The following is a 23,708-nucleotide window of genomic DNA, read 5'->3' as shown; positions in this document are numbered from 1 at the left end:
GCAGTGTTGGCCGCCCGGCATCCCGGAGTGCGGTCAGGTGGCTTCGCCGGTGCCGAAGCAGGTCAGGCAGATGCCGTCCTGCTGGCCGACCGTGCGGCGCTTGCGGCCGACGCGGACCGTGACCGCGACCTGTCCCGATCCCTGGCAGGGCTCACACGGCGGCGGCGTGGCCGGGGCGGTCTTCTTCGCCGTACCGGTGGTGGTCTTCCGGGCCATGACGGGGCTTCCTTCCGGATTCAGGCATGGGCGGGGTAGGGACCTGGCGCGAGGAGGTCACGCCAACCGGGAGAGCAGGGGGTTCTAGTCGGTCAGGGGGACCGGGGCCGGGCGGACCGCCGGTGCAGAATCGGCCGGCATGGGCTCCGGGCGGACCATGGGGCGGAACCGGGCCAGGGCCGCGATGTGCGGGGTGAGGTGGGCGTACTCCCGGCAGATGGCGACCGCAGCGCCGGGGGTCAGCTCGGGGGTGCGGATGCGGGACCAGCCGCCGGAGGAGTCACCGGCCACGGCAACGCCGGGGCGGTCCGGCGGGATCGTGGTGACGGAGGAGACCGCTTCGGGGGCGATGTCTCCCAGGCCCATTTCCGCTGTCTGCTTGTCGTTGACGCGGTGGACCACGCGGCCGGTGAGCTGGGCACGGAGCGAGGTGGCGCCCTTGCCGAGGTCCGAGCCGAAGCGCTGCCCGCAGATCTCCAGGTAGATACCGACCGCGCGGGCCATCTGCGCGAGACGGATCAACGAGGTGACCGTACGGTCCCGGCGTTCTTCCTCCTTCTTCGCCGACGCCATGAACAGCTCCGCCACCTCGTCCACCAGGACCACCAGCGGAACCGGCCGCACCTTCTCCGGCAGCTCCCACACATCGGAGACCTGATGATCGGCCAGGAGCGTGAAGCGGTCTTCCATCTCGCCGACCAGGACACCGAGCAGTTCGGATGCCTCGTTGGGGGTGGTGGCCAGCGCGGACAGCCGGGAGGCGAACCGGCCCTGTTCCACGCCGCGTTTGCAGTCGATGCCGATCAGCCCGACCGGGAGCCCGGCAAGGCCCGCGATGAGGTTGCGCTGATACATCGACTTACCCGACTGGTTCGAGCCCAGCGTCAGGCCATGCGGGACCTTGCGGTAATTCCGGACGAACGCCGTCCCGTCATCGCGCATCGCCACTGGCACCACCAGCGAACCCGAGGAGCCACGGTGTGAATGGCGAGGCATCCGCACCCGGTTCAGCACGTCGTAACCCGTCATCCGCAGTTCAACGAAGCCGGGCTTGGTCTCCACCACGTTGACCGAGTGGACACCCCACGCGTGCCGCAACCGCTCAGAGGCGGCGGCCACGTCGGCGGGCTCCAGACCGGCCGGAAGCCGAAGTGTCACCCGCAGACCGGTCGACGTGCCCCGAACCCGGCGGATCTTCGGAGCAACCGGCACAACCTCACGCCGGGCGACGTTGCGCACCAGGAACGCCCGCAGCGCGGAAGGCCGGACCGTGAGGCCGCACACGTCCATCGTGGCCCGGTAGGTGAAGGTGAACCGGCACCAGGTGACCGGCATCCCCACCAGCGACCAGTACACACGGGGAGCACGGGCCTTCGCGTAGCCGAGACCACCCACACCCGCCAGCGGTGCCGCTATCTCCAGCACCGTCGAAACGTCCGACATGATCAGGCCCCCGCCGTGATCGCCACTGCACGGAAGCTGATCCCGTGCCGTGCCTGCCCGTTGAAGGTGTTCTCCCAGTCACGCGCCTTGAGCCCGATCACCGACACCGGCGTACCCGGATTCAGGCTCTCCGGGACCCCCGTCTGAGGCACCGTCACCTGATACAGGTTCCCCTCCCCCTCGTCCGAGATCAGCAGACCCACCGTGACCAGCGGCGCACCAGTCTCACGGTCCACCGCAACCTCACCGGTCTGCTTGCTCACCAACTTCGGAACCGGCGCCGTCGCCACGAACACCACAGCAGTCGAGACATCGATCTTGAAGGACGGCATGTGCATCTCCCTTGCAGGGCGTGAGAGTTGTGGACTCCCTCGCTGCGTCAGCTTGTATATCCAAGCCGTTCCATCAAGGTAAGCGCGTCAACTTGGATATGCAAGTGGATGCTCAAAAAAGAGGACCCGAAGGCCCTCTCATTTCTGACGGTCAGTCAGGGAACGTCGATCACATATCGGAAGCCGTGCCTGTCGCACGGGATACGGGAGTCGAGCACTTCCACGACTCGACCGACAGTGACGTGCGCAGCCCTGAAAACCCGAGCCAAGGGGACGCCGGGCGGGATCTTCAACGCTTCGGTCTCCGCCGGGGTGGGCATGCGGATGTCCAGCTCTTCCACGAACCGGGTGATCCGTTGCTTCACAGGTCCGTCAGGATCTTCGATCAATCGACTCACGCCACCACGGATCCGGCGAGGGTCCTCCAGTGCCGTCCCGCTGAACAGCTCGGCGGGGTAGTAGCCATCGACCAACTGCATCGGTTCGTCGTTCACGAAGAAGGCCCGGCGGCGAACGATCACCGCAGTGTCCGCAGCGACCTCAAGTCGCGAAGCGATTTCGGCCGGCGCCGGGACGGTCTCCACCGAGAGGATGCGCTGCTCAGGTCGTAGACCTTGGGCAACCGCTTCCGCGTTGAAGTTGCTCACTCCGGTTTTCCTGCGCTCCCGGAAGTTGGCTCCGGTCGTCAACATCTGGACGTTCGGCCGTGGCCTTACGAAGACACCCTTGCCCTGTTCGCTGACGAGCAGGCCATCTGCCTTGAGAAGCGCGAGCGCCTTGCGCACCGTCACACGGGTAGTGCCGTACTGATCTTTGAGTTCGTTCTCCGACCGCAGCTTTTCACCGGGCGGCAGTTCGCCGGACAGGATCGAAGCCCGCAGGTCATCAGCGATCTTCCGATACAGCGGAAGACTCGGGATCGACATTCAGGTCACCTCAGCTTGGCTATGCAAGCAAGGTTACGCGGTCCCACTGTCAGCGTCACTCCGAGAAGGCCCAACCGCTCCAGCGATCCACACGGATGATCACCACCGGGCCGACCGGAGGGTTGTCCGCGTACTGCTCGTACTTGCGTTCCAGCAGCTCAAGGCCCTCAAGGCGCTCGTCTCCGTCTTCTTGAATCTCGGCGTTGCCATCGGCACGGGTCCACCAGAGCCGGGTCCAGTCGGAGTCAAAGTGATCGACCAGGAGTGCGACCTTCGGATTCTCACGGATGTTCCGCAGCCGCCGCAGGTTCCACGTGCTCTTCGGCTTGTAGTCGATCGCGAAGAAGATTCGATCATCGCTGAGCGCGAACGTTACGGGCACGACGTGGGGGGCTCCATCGGCGTCCGCCGTTGCGAGCCGCGCGACAAGTGCGACCGCGAAGCGGCTGCGGGCCTCGGTGGAGTCGAGCTTCATGAGAGCAACGTACCCATGCCGACGTGGACCATGGGGCAGGGCGCTGTTACAGGTTTCTCTACCTCATCAAGCCCCACCCTGCGGGTGGGGAGGGGGAGGGGACGCTCCGGGAGCTCCCGCGCGGGTGGGCCGTTGATTCAGGACCATCGGAGCCCGGCGCGCTGCGGACGGTCAACACGGACCCCCGTGGATCGTGAGGGCGAATCGGCCGGCGGGCACCCGAGCACCACCGTGGGGAAGGTCGACGGGGAAGCCGCAGGCGCCTTCGGCCTCCAGGGTCTGCTGGTGGTTCGGGGGCTCTTGCCCTGTCGGGCATCCGGCACGCAGGCCACGTCTTCTCGCAGAAGCCGCCGCTACGGAAAACACCCAGTCGGCCCGTCTCCGGGCCGCTTGGGGCTCGGGGCTGGGCGCCGCTCCTGCCTTCGGCCCGCTCCGCCCGCCCCGGCCCCGCGCCGCGATGCGACACGAGGTATCCCGCTTCACGCTTCGCCTGTAAACCGCCGCACCGGACTCCGAGAACGGAAACCCCACCACCACACAACCCGTGCGCCTGCACACCCAGGCCCACCGAACCACCCCAGGACAGCAGGAACACACGGCCAGGCGCACACAGCCCAGGGGACAGGACCTCTCCCGGCGAGAACCCGAAGACGGCAAGGAAGGTGATGGGGAGAGAGGGAAGGAGAGTAGGGGCGGGGGTCCAAGCGGGGCGCGGGGCTGGGGCGGTCGGCTCCACGGCTTTAGGCAGCCACCATGGGGCGAGCCTCTAAGATCATGGCCCCAGATCGGGCTATTGCGGGCAGGTCCAGGGACTGCCCGATTCGCGGCCAGCGTAAGGGGCCATAATCTCTCGCCCCATGGCAGCTCCCGCCCAAAGCCGCTCCACCAACCGCGATGGCAGCTAGTAGGCTGACTCTGGCTTGTCAAGACCGCCCTACGCTCCTGACATCAGCACCTGACACCAACAAGGGCGAACGGCGGCGGTCAGGGCCGAACCCCAGCGGACAGTCAGGCGAAGCACGCGGCGAGTTGGCCGAGGTGATCGGCTCCCCATGATTGACCTGATAAGGATGAGGCCACAGGTTCAAATCCTGTTAGCCCCACAAGCGCCGATCCGCCCGGACAGAGACTCTTCTGTCCGGGCGGATCGCTTTCTGCTGTGCGGGTGTTGACTGGTCGTGGCGGCCCTTGAGTTGGGGCGCACGTAGGTCACCGATCGATATCGGTCGGTGTGTATAGTCGGGCGCCAGAAGGCCCCCAAGACAAGGAAAGACGAGGTCGCGCGGTGAAGAAGCTTCTCCTGGTCGCACTGGCCGCCATCGGCGGGCTCCTCGTGTACCGCCAGATCCAGGCGGATCGCGCCGAGCAGGATCTGTGGACGGAGGCGACCGACTCCGTGCCCGCAGGTTCGGGTGTGTGAGACCCAGTAGTCGGTACGCGAAGCCCTGGTCGCCGTGGCGACCGGGGCTTCGTGCTGTGGTGAAGTTCGGCGGTGGGGTTTCGCGGTGGGACTCGTAGTGGGACTCGTGGTGCGTTTCGCGGTGGGTTGCGTGGCAGTCCCGCGGTGAGTTCGCCTGAGCGAACGATTTGGTTGCTTTTGTGAAATTCCGGGTCTGGTGGGGGCGCGGGGGGCGTACGGATCGGCTGCCCGCGCAGACAGGGGCCGGACCGGCGGGGCAGGATGGACCGGCACCGTGGACGCCCGCTGTGGCGGCGGGTGCGGGGTGTTGGTGGTGGGCGGCGGAGCCGCCGGACGACAAGGGGACGCTCGTGAAGAGGCGGCGCAGCAGGGGCCGGGCCGCGCTGGTCGCGGCGGCGGCGATGTGCGCGGTGGTGGCGCAGCCGGGGCAGTCGGGCGGGCCGGGGCTGCCGGGACTGAGCGGTACGGCTCGGGCGGCCGAGGGGCCGACTCCGTACGCCTTCGACCCGGACGCCGAGAGCATCGAGGGCGGGACGGGTCCCAGCGACGCGTGGCAGCTGGCAGCGGGTGACACGTACGGCGACGCGATCGAGCCGGGCAAGAGGCTCTTCTACCGGCTGGACCTGGACGGTGCGGAGAGCGCGTACATGTCGGTGACCGCCGTGCCCGAGCTGGGGTCGCGGGTGACGTACGGCGACAGCGTCACGGTCACGATGCAGGACGACGACGGCAGGAGCTGTGACTCGCAACAGGTGCGGGTCCTGCCGACAAGTGACTATCCCCAGCCGCTGACCGCGTACGCGTCCCGGACTGTCGACGGCGAGAAGTCCGGGTCCTGCCAAGAGGCCGGTACGTACTACGTGATTGTGGAGCGGGAGTCCAAGGCCACGTCCACACAGGCCGCGTGGGACCTGGAACTGCGGTATCTGTCCGAGCCCGAGCTCACCACCGCCGGTCCCACCGAGGCGCCGGAGGACGACTGGCCGACCGACTTCCCCGAGCCGCCGTCCGGCGCTCCGAAGGCGCGGGCGGGGGGCGCCGGTTTCACCGGCGCCACGGCGCTGGGCACGGGTGGGTGGACGGCGGAGATCGAGCCCGGTGAGTCGCTCTACTACCGCGTGCCCGTCGACTGGGGGCAGCAGTTGTTCACCAGCGCGGAGTTGGGCGGTTCGGAGCGGCCCGGCATCGTCAGCGGGGCGATGTCCCTCGCCGTGTACAACCCGGCGAGAGGGCTCGTCGACGGCATCGAATCGATGTCGTACAACGGCGGGCCGAAGTCGGTGTCGGCGGATCCGGCGCCACCCGTGAACTACGCGAACCGCTTCAGTTCCGCCGCCCATCAGAAGGCGATGCGCTTCGCGGGCTGGTATTACGTGCGGGTGAGCCTCAACCCGGAAGTGGGCGAGAAGTTCGGGCCGAAGCCGTACGACCTGACGGTGCGGGTGAACGTCGAGGGCACGGCGGAGGACGGGCCGGGGTACGCCGGACCGCCCGGCGAGTTCAGTGTGTCCGCCGGGGATCTGGAGCACACGGACAGCGACGAGGACGAGGGACCCAGCAGTGCTTTGATCCGCGACAGGATGAAGCTGGTCGCGGCGGGCGGGATCGGGACGGGAACGGTGCTGGTGCTGGGGCTCGGGGGCTGGATGCTGCTCGCGCGGCGGCGGGAGGCGGTGCGGTAGAGGGCCGCCGGGCCGCCGGCCCGTCGGCTCAGTGGTGGGTCGTCAGGTCAGCGAGAGGGCGTAGAACCCCACGGCGAAACAGGCGAGTGCGAGCAGCAGAACCGGGATCGTCACCTTGAGTGGCGGTCCCGGTCGCGGTCCCGGTCGCTTGTGCGGGGTGGGGGCGGGGGCGGGGGCCGGGGCGGCTGGAGCCGGTGGGTACTGGGTGGGAACCCCGGGCCGCTGAGCGGTGTATCTACGAGTGTGCGGCAGGTCGTGCGGCACTTCGGCGGTGGGCGCCTGCGACGGATCGGGCGCGGCAGGGGGAGGGGACGGGAGCGGATGCGTGGGCGCGGAGTAGGAAGCGGCGGGCGGGGAGGGTTGCAACGGGTGCGGCCCGGAAGGGGGTTGGCGGGGCTGATGTGGCTGGGGGCGCTGTTGCGGTGGCTGTTGTTGGTCGGGGTAGGGCGGTGGGGGGAGATGGAAGCTGCCGGTCTCCGACATGGAGGTCTGCGGGGCGGGTTGTGGCTGCGCGGGGGGCGGGCTTGGCGTTCCGGGGGCGCTCGGGGTGTTCCGGGGCGGCTGTCCACCGGTCACGCCGCCGGTCAGCCCACCCGCCGGCCCGCCTGTCACTCCCCCGGTGACTCCACCCGTGTGCGGGTCTCCGTAAAGGGGCGGTTGGGGGGCGTGCCGGTTCGGGTCCGGGGCCGTGACGGGCCCTTCGGGACCGAACGGGGGAGGCAGCGGCCCAAGTTGGTCGAAGACCTCGACGGGCTCGTCGTCCTCCGCCTGCTCGGGCAGCATCTCGGCGGCCGCCGTGAGCGCCTTGCGCGCCCCCGTCGCCGTACGGAATCGGGCGTCCGGGTCCGGCTGGAGCAGCCCGGCGAGCACCTGCCACAGAGGCTCGGGAATCCCCTGCGGCGCTCCCGGGGTGCCGTGGGCGGTGAAATAGTCCACCAGGGCCTTGGAGTCGGGCTTCTGGCCCTCCAGCAGATAGAGCGCGACCAGGCCGACGGCGAAGAGGTCAGCGGGGAAGTCCGGCTCCGCGCCCGCCAACTGCTCCGGCGCGAAATAACCGGGCGTGCCCACCACGTAGTTGGTCTCTGTCAGGCGCGGCTCGCCCTTGCGCATGGAGATACCGAAGTCGGACAGCTTCAGATGCGGCCGGCCGGTGCCGGTGGCGTCCAGCAGTATGTTGGCGGGTTTGATGTCGCGGTGGACGACTCCCTCCGCGTGCACGGCCGCGAGACCGGAGAGGAGCTGGTCGAGCAGGGTACAGACGAAGCGTGGCGGCAGCGGCCCGTAATCGCCGATCACATGCGCCAGTGATCCGCCGCTCACCAGGTCCATGGTGAACAGGACCTTGTCGTCGTCGGCGGCCCAGCTGGCCGGTGCGAGTACGTGCGGGTGATCGATCCGCACACCCTGCTCGCGTACGAAACGCAGCAGGGTGTGTGCGTCGCTCTGCTGGAGGACTTTGGCCGCCACGTACCGCCGGCGCCGGTGGTCCCAGGCGCGCCAGACGGCGCCCACACCACCGCGTCCGATCGGGTCTACCAGCTCGTACCGACCAGCGAAGACCTCACCCATTGCGCCGCGCTCGCTCCCAGTCGTCCTGTCCGGTGGACCGTCGCCCCCTCGGCCGCGGTCTCAGTCGTGCCCTGCCGTGCCCCGCTCCGGTCTAGTTCTGGTGCGCCTCGTAGTGCGCGACCGCCTCGGCGGTGCGCCCGGCTCCGTACACCCGGAGGAACTCTGCCAGTTCGGGGTGGCTCGGTGCGAGGGAGTCCGCCGCGTCGATGATGTCACCGGCGGCGGCGACCGACCGCAGCAATGACTGGATCTCGCGGACGACCCGCCGCACGGTCGGCGCGCCCGTGCTGTTCGTCGTCTGGCTGGTGCCGGTGAGGACGGAGCCGCCCTGCGACTTCTTGACCTCTTCCATCCGGGCGGTGGCCTCGGCGGCGCTGACGCTGCCGTCGGCGACCTGCCCCGCCAGATCCTGGAGCGCCTGAACGCGCTGGACCACGGCGGGATTTCCGATCTTGGCGCGCTGGCCGCTCATCAACTGCGAGAGCATCGGGGCCGACAGGCCGAGCACCGCGGCGAGCCTGGCCTGATTCAGCCCCAGGTCGTCGATCAGCCGCCGGAAGAGTGCTCCCAGCGGCTCTCCGTACCAGCTGCGCTGGAGTTCTCTGGCTCTTGCTGTCGATTCCTGCTGTGCGGCGTCCATTCGCGTCTCCCCATCGCTTCCCCAGGCGGCAGCTTCGCTGCTGCGAACCTCTGGGGCATCCTACGGAGCGGGGTCGCGCACCGGGAGTCCCAATCCTTTTGCGAGATCACGGGGGACACCCGGTACTCTGGTCCCCGGCGGTCGTCACGGCGTCCTGCGGCGCCGTCGTACATCCCTTCCGGGGCCTTAGCTCAGTTGGTAGAGCGCTGTCTTTGCATGGCAGATGTCAGGGGTTCGACTCCCCTAGGCTCCACTCCAGGTCACAGGCCGTTTTCGGGTCCCTCCGACAGGAGGGGCACGAGACCGCAGTACGGATTCAGTACACATCGTTAGTGATCTCCCTTACTCACCCGGTACGCATCCACTGCGTTGGCGACTTTCTGTAGGGCCGCCCGGCGGTCCCGCTCACGGTCCAGACGGTCCGCAACCTCGTCCAGCCGATCCGGGAACAGGTGCCCGTAGGTGTCCAGCGTCATGGCCGCCGACTTGTGCCCGAGCATGAGCTGTACGACCTTGACGTCCGCACCGCTCGCGATGCTCAGCGAGGCCGCCGTGTGCCGCAGCTTGTGCGGCGTGATGCCGAGACCAGCGAGGCCGGCCACCTTCACCGCAGGGTCGAACACGCGGGGACGGAAGTTGTCCCCGTACAGCGGTCCCCCGCCCGGCGCGGTGAACAGCAGCTCGCCCGGCGCCCGGTCCTTCACCAGCGGCCCCAGCTCGGCGGCCAGCGACCGCAGGACCGGCACCTTGCGCCGCTCGTGCGTCTTCGGCATGCCGAGGATGAGCCCGTGTTCGCGCGTCTTCTTGTACGCCTGCCGCACGGCCAGACGCCGAGCGCCGATGTCGAGCGCGCCCACGGTCACGGCGGACACCTCGCCCCACCGCAGGCCCGTGTAGGCAAGCAGGAGCAGCAGGAGCCGGTACTCGCCCGCCGCGTTCGCGATCCGGTCGACCTGGGCGTGAGTCAGGTAGACGTGATCCTGCGGGACCACGCGGGGAAGGGGCACGCCTGCCGCAGGGTTGACGGCAATCCGCTTCGCTCGCACGGCGTGCCCGAGGATCAACGACAGCACGTTGTGGATCTTCTGGATTCTGCCCGGCCCCACCTTCCGGCAGCCGTGCGAGCCGGCAGCGAGATGCCCGATCCACTCGGCGACGTCTTCCCACTCGATACGCCGGACCTGGTAGTCACCCCACCGCGGCTCGATGTGCACCCGCCAGGCGTCGACGTAGGTCTCCCTGGTGGTGTGCTCCAACTTGCCGAGAGTGCCCTTCCACTTTTCGGCGACCTCCCGAAGTGTCGCCTTGCCGGCCGCTGCGTCTCGGTACGAGCCGTCGCGCATCTTGCCCTCGACCTCGTGTACGTGATTCTCGGCTTCGGGGAGCTTCGCGAACGTCGCCGACTTGCCCTTGCCGTCCGGCCCATACCAGCGCACCCGCCACCGGCCGGGCGCCTGCCGCTTGCTGCCCGCTCTCTTCGCGGCCTTCCACCGCTCGACCGCGGCCCGGTATTCGGCGTGCTTGGCGCGGTCCTCGATCCAGACTCTAGCCACTGGATGACCGCCGTTTCCCAGGATGCTTCTCGATGAGTTCCTGACCCTCGTCGTCTTGCATCTCCACCAGCCAGTGCGGAAGCCCGAAAATGCGGTACTGGGAGATGGCGGCGTAGAGCGCCTTACCGGCCGCTGCGGTGCCGCGCTCAGGCGGCAACTCAACGGGTCCGACACCTGTCCCCCACTGCCATGCCCTGTGAGCGGTGACGGCAGCGGTCCCAGTCACCTGCACCGTGTCCTGAGCTTCGGTGTCCACAGGCAGCAACAACGCGAGCGGACCGACGCCGAACGCGGTCGCCAGCGCCATCAAGTCGTCCGCGTCTACGCGGCGAACTGCTCTCTCGTCCTGGTGGGCACCGTTCTCGATCTTGTTGAGAGCATCGGCGCTCAACGGCCGCCCACGCTCCCTGAGTTCTGCTGATAGCGCCCTCAGCGTGAGCCCACGAGCCTCACGGAGTCGCTTCACATTGGCGGCAACTGTCCGCCCGGTCGGCCCCAATTCAATGCGTCCTGTCGTCATGATCCGGACGTTATCAGTCGAGATTTTCTCGACAGAATCACGGATCTTGCGGACCGGGATCTTCCCGGCTACGCTCCACATCATCACGGACTATCCCGCGATGATGCAAGTACTCATCGAGGAAATCTCGACAGGAGTTCTGATGAGCGCAGACAAGCTCACCCCGGCTCAGGCCGGAAGAGAGATGGGCGTGAGCCCTCAGACACTGGCCAACTGGCGGTGGCAGGGCATTGGCCCGGAGTACATCAAGCTCACTCCGGGCAGGGGCGGCCGGATCCGATACACCCGGCGCGCTGTCGATGAGTGGCTGCGGGAGCGCACCAGCACGACCGGCGCCGCCGCGTGACGTACGACAAGGCAAACGCCCCCGGCCTGCGGGAACAGGCTGCGGGGGCGAGTGACTACCTGGTGGGCGAGTCACGGGACATCGTGCCACACGGCGAACGGTGGCGGAACGGCCTCCGAGACGCGACCGAGGCGGTCCGCCGGGGCATGCACGTCTTCCCCATCGGCCGTACCAAGATGCCGGCCATTCGCTCGCCGCACCGCGACGAGCCGCGCGGTACGCCGAAGTGCCGTGGGGAGTGCGGGCGGCCAGGGCACGGCGTGCACGACGCCACCGACGACCGGCGGCGCCTGGCCGAGCTGTTCGCCGCAGCCCCGCACGCGACCGGATACGGCATCGCCTGCGGGCGTGGGGAGACTCCCCTACTCGGGGTTGACCTTGACCGGAAGAACGGCGTCGACGGCGTCGCGTCTCTGCGGGCACTGGGCGACGAGAACGGATTCACCGTGCCCGAGACCGTCGTCATCGCCACGCCGTCCGGCGGGCTGCACCTGTGGCTCACGGGACCGGCCGCGGCCGTCGTGCAGAACAGCGCGGGCAAGCTCGGGCCCGGCATCGACGTGCGCGGGTACGGCGGATACCTCGTCGGCCCCGGCTCGTGGACGCCGACCGGTGTCTACCAGGTAGCTGCCATGCACCCGGTAGCCGAAGCCCCGCAGGCGCTGATCGATCTCATGATCCCTAAGCCCACACCCGTACAAGCACGCAGACCCGTACAGATGCCGATCCGGCGCCGTTCCGCCGTGCTCACGGGCCTGATCCGGCACATCCTCAACGCTCCCGAAGGCCAGTTGAACAACCGTCTCTACTGGGCCGCCTGCCGCGCGTTCGAGACCGGCGTCGACCCCGTCGCCGTCACGAACGCACTCGTTGACGCCGCTGTCACCGCCGGACACCCGGAAGGTGCGGCAGCGCGCACGGTGGCGAGCGCCCGACATGCACCCGCAAGGAACCGCCGATGAGCAACCGCGACGACGAGATCAGCAAGAAGGCCAAAGAGATCTTGGAGGCGAACGGGATCCGGGACGACGGCAAACGGGGTCCCTCGCAGGCGTCGCAGCTCGTCGCGCTCGCCCGCGAACGGTACGAGCTGTTCATGTCCGAGGACGGGCGGCCGTACGGCGTCAAGATCGACGGGGCGAACATCGCGCTCCCGCTCCGAGGGCGCGCCGGCCTACGCTCGCAGCTCGCCCGGATCTACACCGACGACAACGACGGCTCTGTCCCCTCGCAATCGGCCCTTGCCGACGCGATGACCGTGCTCGAAGGCGTCGCGGCGTCCGCCGAACCGCGCATCCCGCACGTGCGGGTTGCTCGCGACGGGGACTCGATCGTCGTTGATCTCGCGACTGCCGACGGTCGGTGTGTCGTCATCAGCCCGGACGGATGGCAGCGCGTCGCCCGCTCGCCGGTCCTCTTTCGCCGGTCGGGCGCCATGAAGCCCCTGCCCGAGCCGCTCGCGGACGGCGACGGACTGCCCAAGCTGCGTGACCTCCTGAACACCAGCGATGAAGGATTCCGGCTGCTCGTCGGATGGCTGGTGGCGACGTTCATTCCCGACCTGCCGCACCCGATCCTCACCTTCCGCGGCGAGCAGGGCACGGGGAAATCCAAGGGGGCCGCGATGGTGATCGGCATCATCGACCCGTCGGGGGCGCCGAAGCGCACGGCGCCGCGCGACATCAAGTCGTGGGCGACGCAGGCGTTCAACTCGTGGGCACTGTGCCTCGACAACGTGTCGATCATCGCCGATTGGCTGTCGGATGCACTGTGCCGGGCAGTGACCGGGGACGGGATTGTCGACCGCGCTCTCTACACCGACGACGACGTCGTCGTCCTGGAGTTCCGGCGCGTCCTGGCCATGACGACGATCGACGCCGGCGCCCTCGCGGGAGACCTCGCCGAACGCCTGCTCACGATCGAGCTGAACCTCATCCCGGACCACAAGCGGCGCGAGGAAGCGGAGTTGGACGCGGTCTATGCCGATGCCCACGCCTCGATCCTGGCTTCCCTGTTCGAACTGCTCGCGCAGGTTCTCAAGGTCCTGCCCGACGTCCGGCTGACCGAGCGCCCGCGCATGGCCGACTTTGCCCGCGTCCTGGCCGCGGTCGACCAGGTGCAGGGATGGAACACCCTGGAGTCGTACAAGAGCAGCGCGCGTGACGCGGTCGCTGATGTCCTCGATGGCGAGCCGTTCGCGCAAGCGGTCGTCGCTCTGGTCGACTCGGCCGGGCCCGGAGGCGTGACCCTGACCGCACAGGAACTTCTCGACGCGGTGCACGCCCCCGACCGCCTGCCGAAGAAGTGGCCGAAGGACTCCACCCGCGCGGCCGGGCAGTTGAAGCGCCTCGCACCCGCTCTGCGCACGGTCGGGGTGGACGTCGATGACTCCCAGCGGCAGCCGAAGGGCAACCGCTCGCGCCTCTACCAACTCACCTCATCAGAGAGCAGGCGCAAGACAGCACCCGCAGCGCCCACAGCACCCGCAACGGGGGTTGACCAGCAACAACGCGCGGGTGCTACGAGCAACGGCAGCACCCGCAACGGCGGAACCAGCACCCGCAACGGCCACATCGCGGGCGCTGCGGGCGCTACTGCGGGCGCTGCCGGTCGCGCAGCACCCGCAGTAGACATCCTTCCTGACCTGCCCGAATACGACGCTGCGGGCGCTTCGGGCGCTGCGGGTGCTGATTCGCACCCTCTCACTACTCACGCTACGTCCCTCTGCGACGTCTGCGGATACCCCATGGCTCTCATCGAGCCCGGACAGACCACTCACCCGAGCTGCTGAACGGCAACGAAAGGCACCGACATGAAGACCATCGCCGCACTCGATGCGGTACTCGACTCCATCCCCGAGTTCCGGGCACTGGAGGCAGCCGAGACCGCCCTACAGAAGCACGTGGCCATGCTCCGCGCCCCCGGCGGCCGGGCACCCGTCGACCTGGCGGGCGAAGCGGTCGCCGCGCTCATCGCGGGCAAGCCCATCCCCGAGGACCTCGGCCGGCGGGCGTGGGAAGAGAAGCAGCGGATCGAGTTCACGCGCGCCGAACTTGAGATCGTCGTGGGTCTGGACAACCGGCTGCGCGGTTTGAAGGAGGGAGCCCTCCGCAAGGGTGCCAACGGCGCCTTCCCCGTCCTGCGGACCGTGCTGGACGACCTCGTCACCGAGGCCCGCCCCATGGCGTCGCTGCTGCGCGGTATCCACGATGCTCAGGCAGCCATCGACGCCGGACCGGACACCGTCAAGGCGTGGTCCGGCTTCAACGACATGGCCAGCCGCTATCGCGAGTTGCGTTCCGCTCAGTACGTGCTCACCCGCGCTTCGGCCGGCGACACGATCGATATCGGCGTCGGCGTCGCGGGCGGCGGAGTCTCGCTCAGCGGCGTTTTCCCCGTGTGGTCGGAGATCGCCAACGTCACCGAGCTGTGGCCCGAATACACACCCAAGCGGGGGGACGACAAGACGTCCGTCCCCCCGTGGCCAACCGACGCACCCGGCAAGCCGTTCCAGATCAAGCACGACCGAGCGTGGTTCTTGTGGCTGCTCACCGCCCCCGGCGTGCGGCTGTGGCTGCCGACCGCCGAAGAACTCGCTGCGGGCGTCCGGGAACAGCGGAACGAAGCCGCGCAACGCGACGGCGAGGCGATGACGTCGAAGAACCAGCAGAGCGCCCGCGCCGCGGCGGCCGGCGAGATCCCCCAACCGCGCCGACGCGAGCCGCGACGCGAGCGGCCCGACCGGATCGTCTCCGACGACGGAGACGTACGAGAGCCCGGAGCGGCTACCGCGCGGGTCAACGCACTCGCTGACATCGGAGCCACCCAAGACGGAGAGGACTACTAGGACATGGACCAGAAGCGACGAGAGCCGGGGCTCGCGGCGGGCCGCCGACTGCACGGCGAACTGTTCGGTGCACCCGCCAACGAGCAGAAGCCGCCCGGCGACTCCTACGCCGACCTCGAAGACACCCCGCTGAACCGCGGCAAGCTCCTGCACCGCGCCCTCGAAGGCGACGGCCAGGCCCGCGACTTGCTCGCCAAGTGGCAGAAGACCGACCCGCCGCACGCGGCGTAACCACGAAGGGAAACAGCACATGCAATCCGCACAGCAGATCATCAGTAAGGCCCTGAGCAGTGCAGACGGAGAGACCGTATCGGTCCACCTGAGCAGCGGGCAGACCATCGAGGGGACCCTGGCCGCCGACAGCGACGGTACGGCGACCGTCACCGAGACCGGCGGAACCGTCTGGACCGTACCGGCCGCCTACGTGACCGCCGTCGGCGTCGCCTGACCGACCAACCCCACACAGCGCCCCGCCTGCCACCCCGGCCGGCGGGGCGCTGCGCTGTCCCAACGGCGTACGCTTCCAATCGCTTGACCAGCGGAAACGCGAACCGGCGACACGCCGAAGTGACCGGCGCCCGCCTGCCGTATCGGGGGATCGAATCACCCCGGAGTACCGGTGAACGAGCCACAGAACAGGCGCCACGGGCCGCCAAGAGGGCGCGAGCCCGGATTCCCCAGACCCGTACACAACCCGAGCCGCAGCACCTCCCGAGCGATCCGGGGGGTGGGGGGAGGGAGTCACCCCCCACCCCAGGGGGTGCCGCAACGGGGGCACGCTCTGGCCCTTGTCAGGCGAGGGCGTCGATCGCCTTCACGATCAACGCTCGCGCTTCCGCCCCGTAGACCGCCATACCGCGCAGCTCCTCGAAGGCCCGCAAGTAGAGGGCGATCTCGCCGGGCGCGGTGATGTTCACCTCGGCCGACAGCAGCTCGACCGACACGAGTTCGTCGTCGTATACGTGGAAGGTCTCTTGTGGCCACATGCCGCGCTCGGGCGTCGCGGCTGGGATGATGCCGAGCGACACGGCCGGGAGTGCGCCGGCCATCAGGAGGTGGCCGAGCTGCGCGGCCATCGCGTCGGCGTTGCCGAGTTGGTAGTAGAGGGCTGCCTCCTCGATGAGGATGACGAACCGGCGCCCTGGCTCGTGGATGATGCGGGACCGGTCGACGCGGGCGTGCCCGGCTTCCGGGCCGTCGTTGATGGGGATCTGCCGGAAGTCGGCGATGGTGCTCAAGAGGGCCGATGCGTACCCCTCGGTCTGGAGAAGTCCCGGCACCATCGTGGTCGAGTACACGCGGAACAGGCTGGTTCGTCGGAACAGGCTGACGGCGCTCTCTTGGAGCTGCCGCATCCCGCTTCGGATCTGCTCCCGCCACTCGCGGTACATAGCCTCAGCGTTGAGCGACTGCGCGATCAGGTCGCCCGCCTGGTCGGCGTTCCCGCAGGCATCGCACCAGCGATGTATGTCGCCAGCGGACGGAGCCGTGCGGGCGTTCTCGATCCGGCTGGTCTTGGCGTGGTGCCAGCCGCACCGACGGGCCAGCTCTTGCACGGTGAGCCCCGCGGTCTTCCGCATGTCTCGGAGCCGTCGGGCAACGGCTTCGCGTGCGGCTTGGGCGGACGAAGACGGGGATTCGGGCATGTATGGGCTGGCCTGTCGGTGCGTGCTGCTACTGGATTTTGTACTGGTCGTGCGGCGTTGCACGATCCCAGACGGCGTCGAAGGATGACGCGCAGAGCTTGGCGGCGGCCGGGTCGTCGGTGATCTCCTCGCCGGTCCATTCGCCGTTGCCGTTGAAGTGGTTCCAGTGAACCCACTTCTCGTCGAAGAGCCAGAAGTCATTGCCGGGCAGGGCCAGATCGGAGGCTTTCCGGCGCGGCAGCCACCGGACGAGTTCGCCCGCGGCCACGTTCGTGAAGGTGCCTGAGTGCTCGTACCGGATGTACTCGCTGACCGGCTCGGAGACAATGCGGGCCCGCTTGATGGTGACGCCGCGGCTGACAGTTTCGGTGATCAGGTCGAGCCATGGACGCCACCAGGACTCGCGGTCATCCAGGTTGAGTCGGTGGCCGGCGCGCCAGTCGGCGAAGGGGCCGGTTTCATAGTCGACGTCGTACGCGTCGCGCATCTCCAGGTGGACCGCGGACCGCTGGCAGGTGGCGATCAGTTCATCGAACGTCGGCTTCGAGGGCATCGCACGCCTCCCTGATCATCTGCACCATGCGGGCGGGGATACGTACGACAGCCTCGGTGTCAGGGATGCCGACGGCGTGGCCGGGTACTTCGGTGGCGGCGCACTGGGCTTCGAGTTCGGCATCCGGCTTCCACCCTTGGAAGACCAGTTCGCGTTTCTCGGGGTCGACCCAGATGGTCGGCGACTGCTTGTCTCCGGTGTTCGGGTCGATGCCGATGAACAGTAGCGGCATGGCGGATCTCTCCCTTGGTCGTGTGCAGATGTGTGCACAACGGTCGACCATGCGAGTAGACCGGTCAAGGGCGCCTGCGCGGCTGTTCACCTGGCGGGAAATGACGGGTGCACAGATCTGCACATTGCTGGCGGTGGTGCACAGTGCGCTCGTACGTTGCTCCGCATGGCTACCTCGACCAGCACGTCCGCCGCTGCTGAGCCTGCCCCCGAGCTGCCCGCACCGGAGTCCCTGACCGAGGGGCAGTTACGCGGCGCGGACTGCGTGCGCTGCGAGACGCGCCTCAACAACGCCACCGCGGTTGATTTCGGCCCGCGCGAGGTCGACGCGCACGGGATCGTCGTCAACTGGTTCCCGCGGGCATGCACGGGGTGCGCGTCGTGACGCGGGTCGAGTGGCAGTGGCGCGAGCGCGGGAGCGGCGGCGCCCCGTACCGCCAGCGCGTCACTGTCTCCGCCGAGCCGTCCCCGGATCCGGGGCTCATGGCCGTGATCGAGCACGACCGGACGTGCCTGGTGTGCGCCTCCCGTACGGACGGCTCGTACTGCCAGAAGGCTGCCGAGCTGATCCGTGAAGCACGGGAGGCCCGGCGATGACGATGCTGGCCCCTGGCAGCACGACGATCGGTCTCACGCCGCTGTGCTGGACCCTGAAACCGAAGACCGCGATCCGGTGCGTGCGGATCGGGCCCGACCATGACGGCGACCACGAAAACGAGTACGTCGCCGGCGGCGTCACGTGGCCGCGCCGCGCGGACGACAAGCGGTGACCGATTCGGCAGCCGTGTACGAGCTGGGAGACTGCTTCCGCTGTGACCGAACAGGCTTGCAGGTCATCCGAATCGGAGAGATCAGCAGTCCCGATGCCGAGACCCCGTTGTTCGCGTGCCGGTCGTGCGTTGAGCGGCTGCTCGCCTTGCACCTGGGCGCCCATGAGAACCCCGTACGCCTGTACGTACGGCAGTGACACCCTTGCCCGTGGGCGCGGCGGAGTACCCACGGGCAAGGGGCTTCCCGCCCCGGCCGGCGCTTCCCCCGTCGTCGGCCGGGGTCTCCTTCTGTCTTGCCCGCCCGTCTGGAGAACCGAGTGCACCCGAACGACGACGGACGCCTACGCCTCACCGACGCGCAGAGCATTGCCGTGGAGTTCGCGCGTGAGGACCTGAACGCGGCGCGAGCTGCGAATCTGGCGGAGTTGTCCGACGCGTCGTTGATCTTGATGGTGGAACGTCTGCGCGGTCGGCTCGATGACATGCTGCGGCTGATCGAGGGGACGTTCGATCGGTGAAGCGGAGCGGCCCCCGAGACGTGATGTCTCGGGGGCCGCTGTGGTGTTCGACTGGTCGCGTGGGGCGGGTTACTCGTTGAAGTGGGTGATGGGGTACCAGCCGCCGCAGCTCGCACAGTAGTAGGTGGCGTGGTCAATCCACAGGATGGTCAACAGGCTGTGGATCACGGTTCGTTCACCTCGTCGCGGACTACGTGGATCGTGCACCGAACCCCGCTCGGGTCGTACTCCACTCTCGCGATGCGCTCGTTCCCACCTGCGGGAACGTTGTCAGCCCCTTCCGGGGGAAGCGGTGGGGGAGTGGCGGGCATATCGGACACCCGGCGTCGTATGGTCCGCCACAGGGCGACCGTGCCGACGAACCAGAGCCCGAGGACACCGGCCGCCGTGGAGGCCGCGAACACGCCCGCGACCGTCCCGGCGACGAGCACCAGGAGGACGCACCCGCCGGCCGCGCGGGACGGCTCGGGCTCGTCCTGGTCGCGCTTCTTGGCCACCATCAGAACGCCCCGTACACGCTGTCACCGAGCCAGTTCACGGCCTGAGCGAGGGGCACCGCGGCGAACCCTGCGACGCCGGACGACGTGCCGAGGCAGACGCCGCACCATGCCCCGCGCTTGATCTCCGACCCGCTGCTGAACTTCTTCGCGGCAGCGATGACCACCACGGTCAGGATCAGCATCATGGCGATGCCCGGCCCGGTCAGGGGTACGAAGGAGGGCGCGGCGGCCAGCTCCCCGACGTTCCCGCCGACGCCCCACACAAGGGCGACGTCCCCGAGCCAGTTGGAGAGGCCGAGCGCGGCGCTCGCGGCGGTGCCGACGATCCCGCCGACCCCGAGGGTGGTGAGGCAGCCGTAGCACCAGGACGCGACGAACGGGAGCAGGCGGGACGCGTGCTTGATCGGGTCCTTCATCAGGGACTTGCGGCCGGGCCACCACGTGACGAGCAGGTGCATCAGGATGCAGAGGCCGATGGTGACGCCGCCGTACGTTACGTAGTTCATGTGCTGTGTCCTCAGTGGAACAGGGCGGCGACGAACGCCGCGGCGGTGAGGATGAGGGCGACGGTCCCGGAGATGCGCGGGACGTCGGAGAGCGCCAGGGCGCAGAGACCGAGGAGCGCGAGCAGCGCGGAGGCCGCGAAGAACGCGGCGAACATCAGGCGCTTGCCAGTGCTTCGACCGCGGCCCGCTTCAGGCGTCGGCCGTAGGCATCGGACTTGCCGAGCCTGGTTCCGATGTCGGTTCCGGTGAGCGTCGGATCGGCGAGCAGCCAGTTCCGGACGGTGGCCACTTGACCGGCGAACGTCGTGTTGCCGGTGTCCTCCGACTCAAGATCGGAACCAGTGGGCGGAGCCGGTTCCGCTGTCGGTTCCGGCACTGGTTCCGCCCCGGTTCCGGCGACCGCGATCGCGTCGTAGGCGTGCTGGTCAAGACCGGTTCCGGCGGTTCCGCCCATCAGTTCCGCCACGGGCACGAACGCGCCGAGGACGGGCGACGGCGGGGGCGTGTCGACGGGCTCGGGCTCCCGTTCCAGGGTGATCGGTTCCGGCTGCGGTTCCGCTGGTTCCGGCGCCGCGTACATCGGTTCCGGCACGGGCCGGAAGACCGGATCTCCGTACCGCCCCGCGGGCTCTACGGCTGCCTCGGGGGCGACGGCCAAGCGCTCGTGCACCTGTCGCATGAGGGCGCCGAACGCGACCAGCGCGGCCGTGGGCGGGACGGCGGCCACGACGTACTCAAGAGCGGTCGCATCGGTGCCGACGCCGGCGACGTTGAGCGCGATCGAGCCGAGCGAGCCCGTCGCGGCAAGACCGATGGCCCACCAGTCGACGGACCCGCGCAGCGAGGCGCGGAGCATGAGGAGTTCGCCGATGATGACGAACAGGTCCACGGTCGCGGGCCAGGCCCACGCGCGGGCGCCGTCCAGGCCGTTGGCCGCGGCGACGGCGTGCAGGTGGTCGTACGACAGCCAGAACGCGACGGCGGTAAGCGCCACGGTCGCAACGGCCGCGCCGGCTGCGAGCCCCTGCCGGGCATCGGGCCCCTTCATCGGCCATCCCCGGCGGGCAGCGCGACAGCCTCGGACCACTTCATGCCTGCGGCGAGCCCGGCACGGGCCTGCTCGGAACTGACGTATCCGGCCGGGGGGCACTCGGCAAGCCGCTCACGCAGGTACTCGGTAGTCCACTCGATGCCGAGCGGGCAGCCGTCAAGCGCGCTGCGGAGCGCGATCACGGTGTGCATCACGCGGTCGGCGAGCACCTTCGCGTGCGCCTCGCTGCCGCCGATCGTCGCGGGGTGCGGGATGTCGAGCCCTTCGAGCACCGCGGCGAGGAAGTTCCGCGCCGCCGTCTGGTCGTTGAGACTGCTCATCGGGCACCGCCGGCGGCGAGCTGGGCGCGCATGGCGCGGAGCTGCGGGAGGAACGCCTCGACGTCCTCGATCAGAGCGTCGACGCCGTCGACGTCCAGCTCGACGCTGATCGAGTCGTCGCTGTAGACGGCGAGAACCGGGGTGCTGTCATCGAGCCGGAACAGGTACGCGGCGAGCGCGGCGCCCTGGTCGGCGAGCGAGATACGGGCGCGGCTGCCCTGGCACGTGTCGTGCCCGGCGTCGGTCTCGTCGCACCACGGGGGGCAAGCCAGCGTCGTGACCGCGTACGGCAGGCGACCGGTGTGGTCGGTCTCGATGCGCGGGATTATCGGGGTGTTGACGCGCGTCTCTACGATGTTGCTCACGGTGTGGACTCCTTGAGGCGAAGGGGTCCGGCCGTAGCCTCCGGGTGGTGCTGATACACCGCCCGGAGGCGCTCTCGTTCCAGTACGTATGCCGTACACATGAGAACCAGAGGGGGCGGGATAACGAGGGATAACGCGGGATGCGTTTTCGCTGGTCATCCGGCCTGTGACGACGTTTTCGCAGGTAGCCGAGCTATGCGTAACGCCTTTGCATGGCAGATGTCAGGGGTTCGACTCGCCTAGATGATCAATTCCAAGGGGTCGTTGGACGGTCGTAGGCAGTTTCGCTTCGTCGGATCGGTCTGCGAGAGTTTGGCCATGAGTGACGTTGTTATCCGTCGGGCCGAGTCCGATGACGCGACCGCGCTGGCAGCCATGCGCTGGCGGTTCAAGGTGGAGGACGGCGGAGATGAAGTCCCGCGGAACGAAGAGGAGTTCACCGCCGAGTGCGAGCAGTGGCTGCGTTCCCGGATGGTCGGGCCGTGGCGTGCCTGGGTTGCGGAAGTGGGCGGTCGGCCCTGTGGTCACGTGTTCGTGTGTCTTGTGGAGAAGGTCCCCAGTCCCTACCCGGGTTCCGACGCCCTGGGCTACGTGACGAACTTCTACGTCGCCCCTGAACAGCGCAATCGCGGTCTGGGCAAGGCCCTGCTCGACGAGGCCACCGGCTATGCGCGCGTTCGCGGCCTGGATACGTTGATCGTGTGGCCGTCTGAGCGCAGTGCGCCGCTGTACCGGCGCTGCGGATTCGACGGACCGGACGAGCTCCTCGAACAGCCTGTCGCGCCCAGCTGAGCGAAGTTCTCGCACTGCCTGCGCGGACGATGCGAGGGCGCCCAAGGTCAGTCTGTGACGAACGACCTGGACACCCTCGCGACCGCACTCTATGTGAAGACCGACGACCTGCTGAAGGACTCGCCGCAATTCGCCCCGCAGCGTCCGGCCGTGGGCATCGTGCCGCAGCTCAGCGACGCCGAGCTGGTAACGCTGGCGATGATGCAGGCGATGCTCGGTTTCACCTCCGAGGCCCGCTGGCTGCGCCACGCCGGCGCCCACCTGCGCCACCTCTTTCCGTACCTGCCCCAGCAGCCCGGCTACAACAAGCGGCTGCGCAAGGCCGCCGAACTGATCCGCCGGGTCACCCGGGCACTGGCCCGCGACACCACACTGTGGAGCGACGACGTGTGGGTGGCGGACTCCACGCCCGTCGAGTGCGGGCGCTCCCGAGAGACCGTCAAACGCTCCGACCTGGCCGGATGGGCCCAGTACGGCTACTGCGCCAGCCACTCGCGCTACTTCTGGGGACTGCGGCTGCATCTGGTCTGCACCCTTCACGGCCTGCCGATCGCGTTCGCACTCACCGGGGCCAAGGCAGACGAGCGCGAGACCCTGCTCGACCTGCTCGCCGTCGAACCCCGTCTCACCGCCGAACACCCGGGACAGACACTGATCGGAGACAAGAACTACTTCGGCCGAGAGTTCGAACAGCGGCTCGCCGACCTGGACATCCGCCTCCTGCGGCCGGCCCGCAAGGGCGAGCCACAGCGAGCCGGATCACAGCTGTTCAAGCCACTGCGCCAGGTCATCGAGTCGGTCAACGAGACCTTCAAGGGCCAGCTCGACCTCGAACGACACCGAGGCCGCACCCCCAATGGTGTGACCGTCCGAGTCCTGCAACGCATCCTCGCGCTCACCGCCGCGATCTGGCACAACGACCGCACCGGCCAGCCGACCATGCGCACGCTCACTGCCTACGACCACTAAGCCCCTTGGAATTGATCATCTAGGCTCCACATTTCAAAAGGGCCCTTGACCCGTGGAAACGCGAGTCAAGGGCCCTCTCCGTGTTTGTACGGTCAACACCGTGACTTGATCGGACGCTGCGACGCCGCGCCAAGGGCCTGGCTTCCTATGCCCTCATATTCACGGGCCCTGAAGGGGGCAAGTGCGACCCCGGCACGTTCCGGCGCTTGCGCTGGTTGCCCGCGATCGAGATGGCCGCAGCGAAGTACGGCCTGGTCAAGCGACCGCGCATCCACGACCTCCGCCACTGCCATGCGTCGTGGCTGATTGCCGCGAAGGTGCCCCTGCCTGCCGTCCAAGGACGCCTTGGCACGAGTCCATCACCACACCGTGGACCGGTACGGCCACCTCCTGGACGCCTTGGACGACGAGGTCATGCCGCCATCGAATGGGCCATGGATCCGACGGCCCCGCTGCCCGGCTTCCTGGGGCGCTTCGGCTTGGGATCTACGGCAGACGGCTTGCCGCTGTGCCCCGCC

At 68.6% G+C, this 23,708-nt stretch carries 32 protein-coding genes and 1 tRNA gene; 15 read left to right on the top strand and 18 right to left on the bottom strand.

Features of this window, described 5'->3' with window-relative positions; all coding sequences use genetic code 11:
- Positions 1-33: 33 nt before the first annotated feature.
- The 5 genes from OG700_RS19505 to OG700_RS19485 form a co-directional block, all read right to left on the bottom strand.
- Complete coding sequence (locus OG700_RS19505; RefSeq protein WP_405615285.1) at positions 34-216, bottom strand: hypothetical protein; 183 nt, start codon at positions 214-216, stop codon at positions 34-36.
- Between the two features lie 84 nt (positions 217-300).
- Positions 301-1,659, bottom strand: a complete 1,359-nt coding sequence (locus tag OG700_RS19500; RefSeq protein ID WP_405615283.1) for an FtsK/SpoIIIE domain-containing protein — start codon at positions 1,657-1,659, stop codon at positions 301-303.
- 2 nt (positions 1,660-1,661) lie between these two features.
- The gene (locus OG700_RS19495) at positions 1,662-1,991 is read right to left on the bottom strand and encodes a hypothetical protein (protein WP_405615281.1); all 330 of its coding nucleotides are present in this window, start codon (positions 1,989-1,991) and stop codon (positions 1,662-1,664) included.
- A 155-nt stretch (positions 1,992-2,146) separates the two neighbouring features.
- Complete coding sequence (locus OG700_RS19490; protein WP_405615279.1) at positions 2,147-2,917, bottom strand: GntR family transcriptional regulator; 771 nt, start codon at positions 2,915-2,917, stop codon at positions 2,147-2,149.
- A 55-nt stretch (positions 2,918-2,972) separates the two neighbouring features.
- Positions 2,973-3,392 (bottom strand): TIGR03668 family PPOX class F420-dependent oxidoreductase, encoded by a 420-nt coding sequence (locus tag OG700_RS19485; RefSeq protein WP_405615277.1) that lies wholly within the window; start codon positions 3,390-3,392, stop codon positions 2,973-2,975.
- Between the two features lie 1,285 nt (positions 3,393-4,677).
- Between OG700_RS19485 and OG700_RS19480 the strand changes: the two genes are divergently transcribed.
- Positions 4,678-4,812, top strand: coding sequence for a DLW-39 family protein (locus tag OG700_RS19480; protein ID WP_003958712.1), 135 nt, complete (start codon positions 4,678-4,680; stop codon positions 4,810-4,812).
- A gap of 350 nt (positions 4,813-5,162) precedes the next feature.
- On the top strand, positions 5,163-6,494 hold the full coding sequence (locus OG700_RS19475; RefSeq protein WP_405615275.1) for a hypothetical protein: 1,332 nt from the start codon (positions 5,163-5,165) through the stop codon (positions 6,492-6,494).
- Positions 6,495-6,536: 42 nt separating this feature from the next.
- Here OG700_RS19475 and OG700_RS19470 read toward each other — a convergent pair whose 3' ends face one another.
- On the bottom strand, positions 6,537-8,063 hold the full coding sequence (locus OG700_RS19470) for a serine/threonine-protein kinase (RefSeq protein WP_405615273.1): 1,527 nt from the start codon (positions 8,061-8,063) through the stop codon (positions 6,537-6,539).
- Positions 8,064-8,154: 91 nt separating this feature from the next.
- A complete protein-coding gene (locus tag OG700_RS19465) occupies positions 8,155-8,703 on the bottom strand; it encodes a helix-turn-helix domain-containing protein (protein ID WP_382562119.1) in 549 nt (182 codons plus the stop codon).
- A 180-nt stretch (positions 8,704-8,883) separates the two neighbouring features.
- Between OG700_RS19465 and OG700_RS19460 the strand changes: the two genes are divergently transcribed.
- Positions 8,884-8,956 (top strand) — tRNA-Ala (locus OG700_RS19460).
- Between the two features lie 76 nt (positions 8,957-9,032).
- Here the strand turns inward: OG700_RS19460 and OG700_RS19455 are convergent.
- Positions 9,033-10,256, bottom strand: coding sequence for a tyrosine-type recombinase/integrase (locus OG700_RS19455; RefSeq protein WP_405615271.1), 1,224 nt, complete (start codon positions 10,254-10,256; stop codon positions 9,033-9,035).
- On the bottom strand, positions 10,249-10,863 hold the full coding sequence (locus OG700_RS19450; protein WP_405615269.1) for a helix-turn-helix domain-containing protein: 615 nt from the start codon (positions 10,861-10,863) through the stop codon (positions 10,249-10,251). Before OG700_RS19450 ends, OG700_RS19455 begins: the two co-directional genes overlap by 8 nt.
- Before the next feature lie 55 nt (positions 10,864-10,918).
- Here OG700_RS19450 and OG700_RS19445 point away from each other — a divergent pair, with 55 nt between their 5' ends.
- The 6 genes from OG700_RS19445 to OG700_RS19420 all read left to right on the top strand — a co-directional run bounded on the left by OG700_RS19445 (position 10,919) and on the right by OG700_RS19420 (position 15,417).
- The gene (locus tag OG700_RS19445) at positions 10,919-11,122 is read left to right on the top strand and encodes a helix-turn-helix domain-containing protein (RefSeq protein WP_405615267.1); all 204 of its coding nucleotides are present in this window, start codon (positions 10,919-10,921) and stop codon (positions 11,120-11,122) included.
- 80 nt (positions 11,123-11,202) lie between these two features.
- Positions 11,203-12,084: a bifunctional DNA primase/polymerase gene (locus tag OG700_RS19440; protein ID WP_405621810.1), complete on the top strand. Its 882-nt coding sequence runs from the start codon at positions 11,203-11,205 to the stop codon at positions 12,082-12,084.
- A gap of 134 nt (positions 12,085-12,218) precedes the next feature.
- Complete coding sequence (locus tag OG700_RS19435) at positions 12,219-13,913, top strand: ATP-binding protein (RefSeq protein WP_405615265.1); 1,695 nt, start codon at positions 12,219-12,221, stop codon at positions 13,911-13,913.
- A 21-nt stretch (positions 13,914-13,934) separates the two neighbouring features.
- The gene (locus OG700_RS19430; protein WP_405615263.1) at positions 13,935-14,969 is read left to right on the top strand and encodes a hypothetical protein; all 1,035 of its coding nucleotides are present in this window, start codon (positions 13,935-13,937) and stop codon (positions 14,967-14,969) included.
- A gap of 3 nt (positions 14,970-14,972) precedes the next feature.
- Positions 14,973-15,200: a hypothetical protein gene (locus tag OG700_RS19425; RefSeq protein WP_405615261.1), complete on the top strand. Its 228-nt coding sequence runs from the start codon at positions 14,973-14,975 to the stop codon at positions 15,198-15,200.
- A 19-nt stretch (positions 15,201-15,219) separates the two neighbouring features.
- A complete protein-coding gene (locus tag OG700_RS19420; protein ID WP_405615259.1) occupies positions 15,220-15,417 on the top strand; it encodes a hypothetical protein in 198 nt (65 codons plus the stop codon).
- A gap of 343 nt (positions 15,418-15,760) precedes the next feature.
- Here the strand turns inward: OG700_RS19420 and OG700_RS19415 are convergent, their stop codons facing one another.
- The 3 genes from OG700_RS19415 to OG700_RS19405 are packed head-to-tail and all read right to left on the bottom strand — an operon-like array spanning position 15,761 to position 17,400.
- A complete protein-coding gene (locus OG700_RS19415) occupies positions 15,761-16,615 on the bottom strand; it encodes a helix-turn-helix domain-containing protein (protein ID WP_405615257.1) in 855 nt (284 codons plus the stop codon).
- A gap of 28 nt (positions 16,616-16,643) precedes the next feature.
- Positions 16,644-17,168, bottom strand: coding sequence for a DUF6879 family protein (locus OG700_RS19410; protein WP_405615255.1), 525 nt, complete (start codon positions 17,166-17,168; stop codon positions 16,644-16,646).
- The gene (locus tag OG700_RS19405) at positions 17,143-17,400 is read right to left on the bottom strand and encodes a hypothetical protein (protein ID WP_388325373.1); all 258 of its coding nucleotides are present in this window, start codon (positions 17,398-17,400) and stop codon (positions 17,143-17,145) included. Before OG700_RS19405 ends, OG700_RS19410 begins: the two co-directional genes overlap by 26 nt.
- Before the next feature lie 165 nt (positions 17,401-17,565).
- On the opposite strand from OG700_RS19405, the gene OG700_RS19400 reads away from it, so the two are divergent.
- The 4 genes from OG700_RS19400 to OG700_RS19385 all read left to right on the top strand — a co-directional run bounded on the left by OG700_RS19400 (position 17,566) and on the right by OG700_RS19385 (position 18,687).
- A complete protein-coding gene (locus OG700_RS19400; protein ID WP_405615252.1) occupies positions 17,566-17,784 on the top strand; it encodes a hypothetical protein in 219 nt (72 codons plus the stop codon).
- Entirely contained in the window at positions 17,781-17,996 is a 216-nt protein-coding gene (locus OG700_RS19395; protein WP_405615250.1) for a hypothetical protein, read from the top strand. Before OG700_RS19400 ends, OG700_RS19395 begins: the two co-directional genes overlap by 4 nt.
- Entirely contained in the window at positions 17,993-18,169 is a 177-nt protein-coding gene (locus OG700_RS19390; RefSeq protein WP_388325364.1) for a hypothetical protein, read from the top strand. Before OG700_RS19395 ends, OG700_RS19390 begins: the two co-directional genes overlap by 4 nt.
- Positions 18,170-18,486: 317 nt before the next feature.
- The gene (locus OG700_RS19385; RefSeq protein WP_405615248.1) at positions 18,487-18,687 is read left to right on the top strand and encodes a hypothetical protein; all 201 of its coding nucleotides are present in this window, start codon (positions 18,487-18,489) and stop codon (positions 18,685-18,687) included.
- Between the two features lie 164 nt (positions 18,688-18,851).
- Here the strand turns inward: OG700_RS19385 and OG700_RS19380 are convergent, their stop codons facing one another.
- From OG700_RS19380 to OG700_RS19355, 6 genes are read right to left on the bottom strand one after another with little or no spacing between them, the layout of a single operon-like run.
- Positions 18,852-19,187: a hypothetical protein gene (locus OG700_RS19380; protein WP_405615246.1), complete on the bottom strand. Its 336-nt coding sequence runs from the start codon at positions 19,185-19,187 to the stop codon at positions 18,852-18,854.
- Positions 19,187-19,693 carry a hypothetical protein gene (locus tag OG700_RS19375; RefSeq protein ID WP_405615243.1) on the bottom strand — a complete coding sequence of 169 codons (507 nt, stop codon included), beginning with the start codon at positions 19,691-19,693 and terminating at the stop codon, positions 19,187-19,189. Before OG700_RS19375 ends, OG700_RS19380 begins: the two co-directional genes overlap by 1 nt.
- An 11-nt stretch (positions 19,694-19,704) precedes the next feature.
- On the bottom strand, positions 19,705-19,848 hold the full coding sequence (locus OG700_RS19370; protein WP_405615241.1) for a hypothetical protein: 144 nt from the start codon (positions 19,846-19,848) through the stop codon (positions 19,705-19,707).
- Positions 19,848-20,741, bottom strand: coding sequence for a DUF2637 domain-containing protein (locus OG700_RS19365; RefSeq protein ID WP_405615239.1), 894 nt, complete (start codon positions 20,739-20,741; stop codon positions 19,848-19,850). Before OG700_RS19365 ends, OG700_RS19370 begins: the two co-directional genes overlap by 1 nt.
- Positions 20,738-21,064, bottom strand: a complete 327-nt coding sequence (locus OG700_RS19360) for a hypothetical protein (protein WP_405615237.1) — start codon at positions 21,062-21,064, stop codon at positions 20,738-20,740. Before OG700_RS19360 ends, OG700_RS19365 begins: the two co-directional genes overlap by 4 nt.
- Complete coding sequence (locus tag OG700_RS19355; protein ID WP_405615235.1) at positions 21,061-21,429, bottom strand: DUF6907 domain-containing protein; 369 nt, start codon at positions 21,427-21,429, stop codon at positions 21,061-21,063. The genes OG700_RS19360 and OG700_RS19355 overlap by 4 nt, the downstream gene beginning before the upstream one ends.
- Positions 21,430-21,747: 318 nt before the next feature.
- On the opposite strand from OG700_RS19355, the gene OG700_RS19350 reads away from it, so the two are divergent.
- Together OG700_RS19350 and OG700_RS19345 are read left to right on the top strand one after the other, a co-directional pair.
- Positions 21,748-22,221, top strand: coding sequence for a GNAT family N-acetyltransferase (locus OG700_RS19350; RefSeq protein ID WP_405607443.1), 474 nt, complete (start codon positions 21,748-21,750; stop codon positions 22,219-22,221).
- 54 nt (positions 22,222-22,275) lie between these two features.
- The gene (locus OG700_RS19345) at positions 22,276-23,190 is read left to right on the top strand and encodes an IS982 family transposase (protein ID WP_405607440.1); all 915 of its coding nucleotides are present in this window, start codon (positions 22,276-22,278) and stop codon (positions 23,188-23,190) included.
- The last annotated feature ends 518 nt before the right edge of the window (positions 23,191-23,708 follow it).

The organism is Streptomyces sp. NBC_01508, assembly GCF_045040315.1.
Taxonomy (GTDB): domain Bacteria; phylum Actinomycetota; class Actinomycetes; order Streptomycetales; family Streptomycetaceae; genus Streptomyces.
Note: the sequence above shows the minus strand (reverse complement) of the source record. Positions and strands in the feature narration are given on the sequence as shown.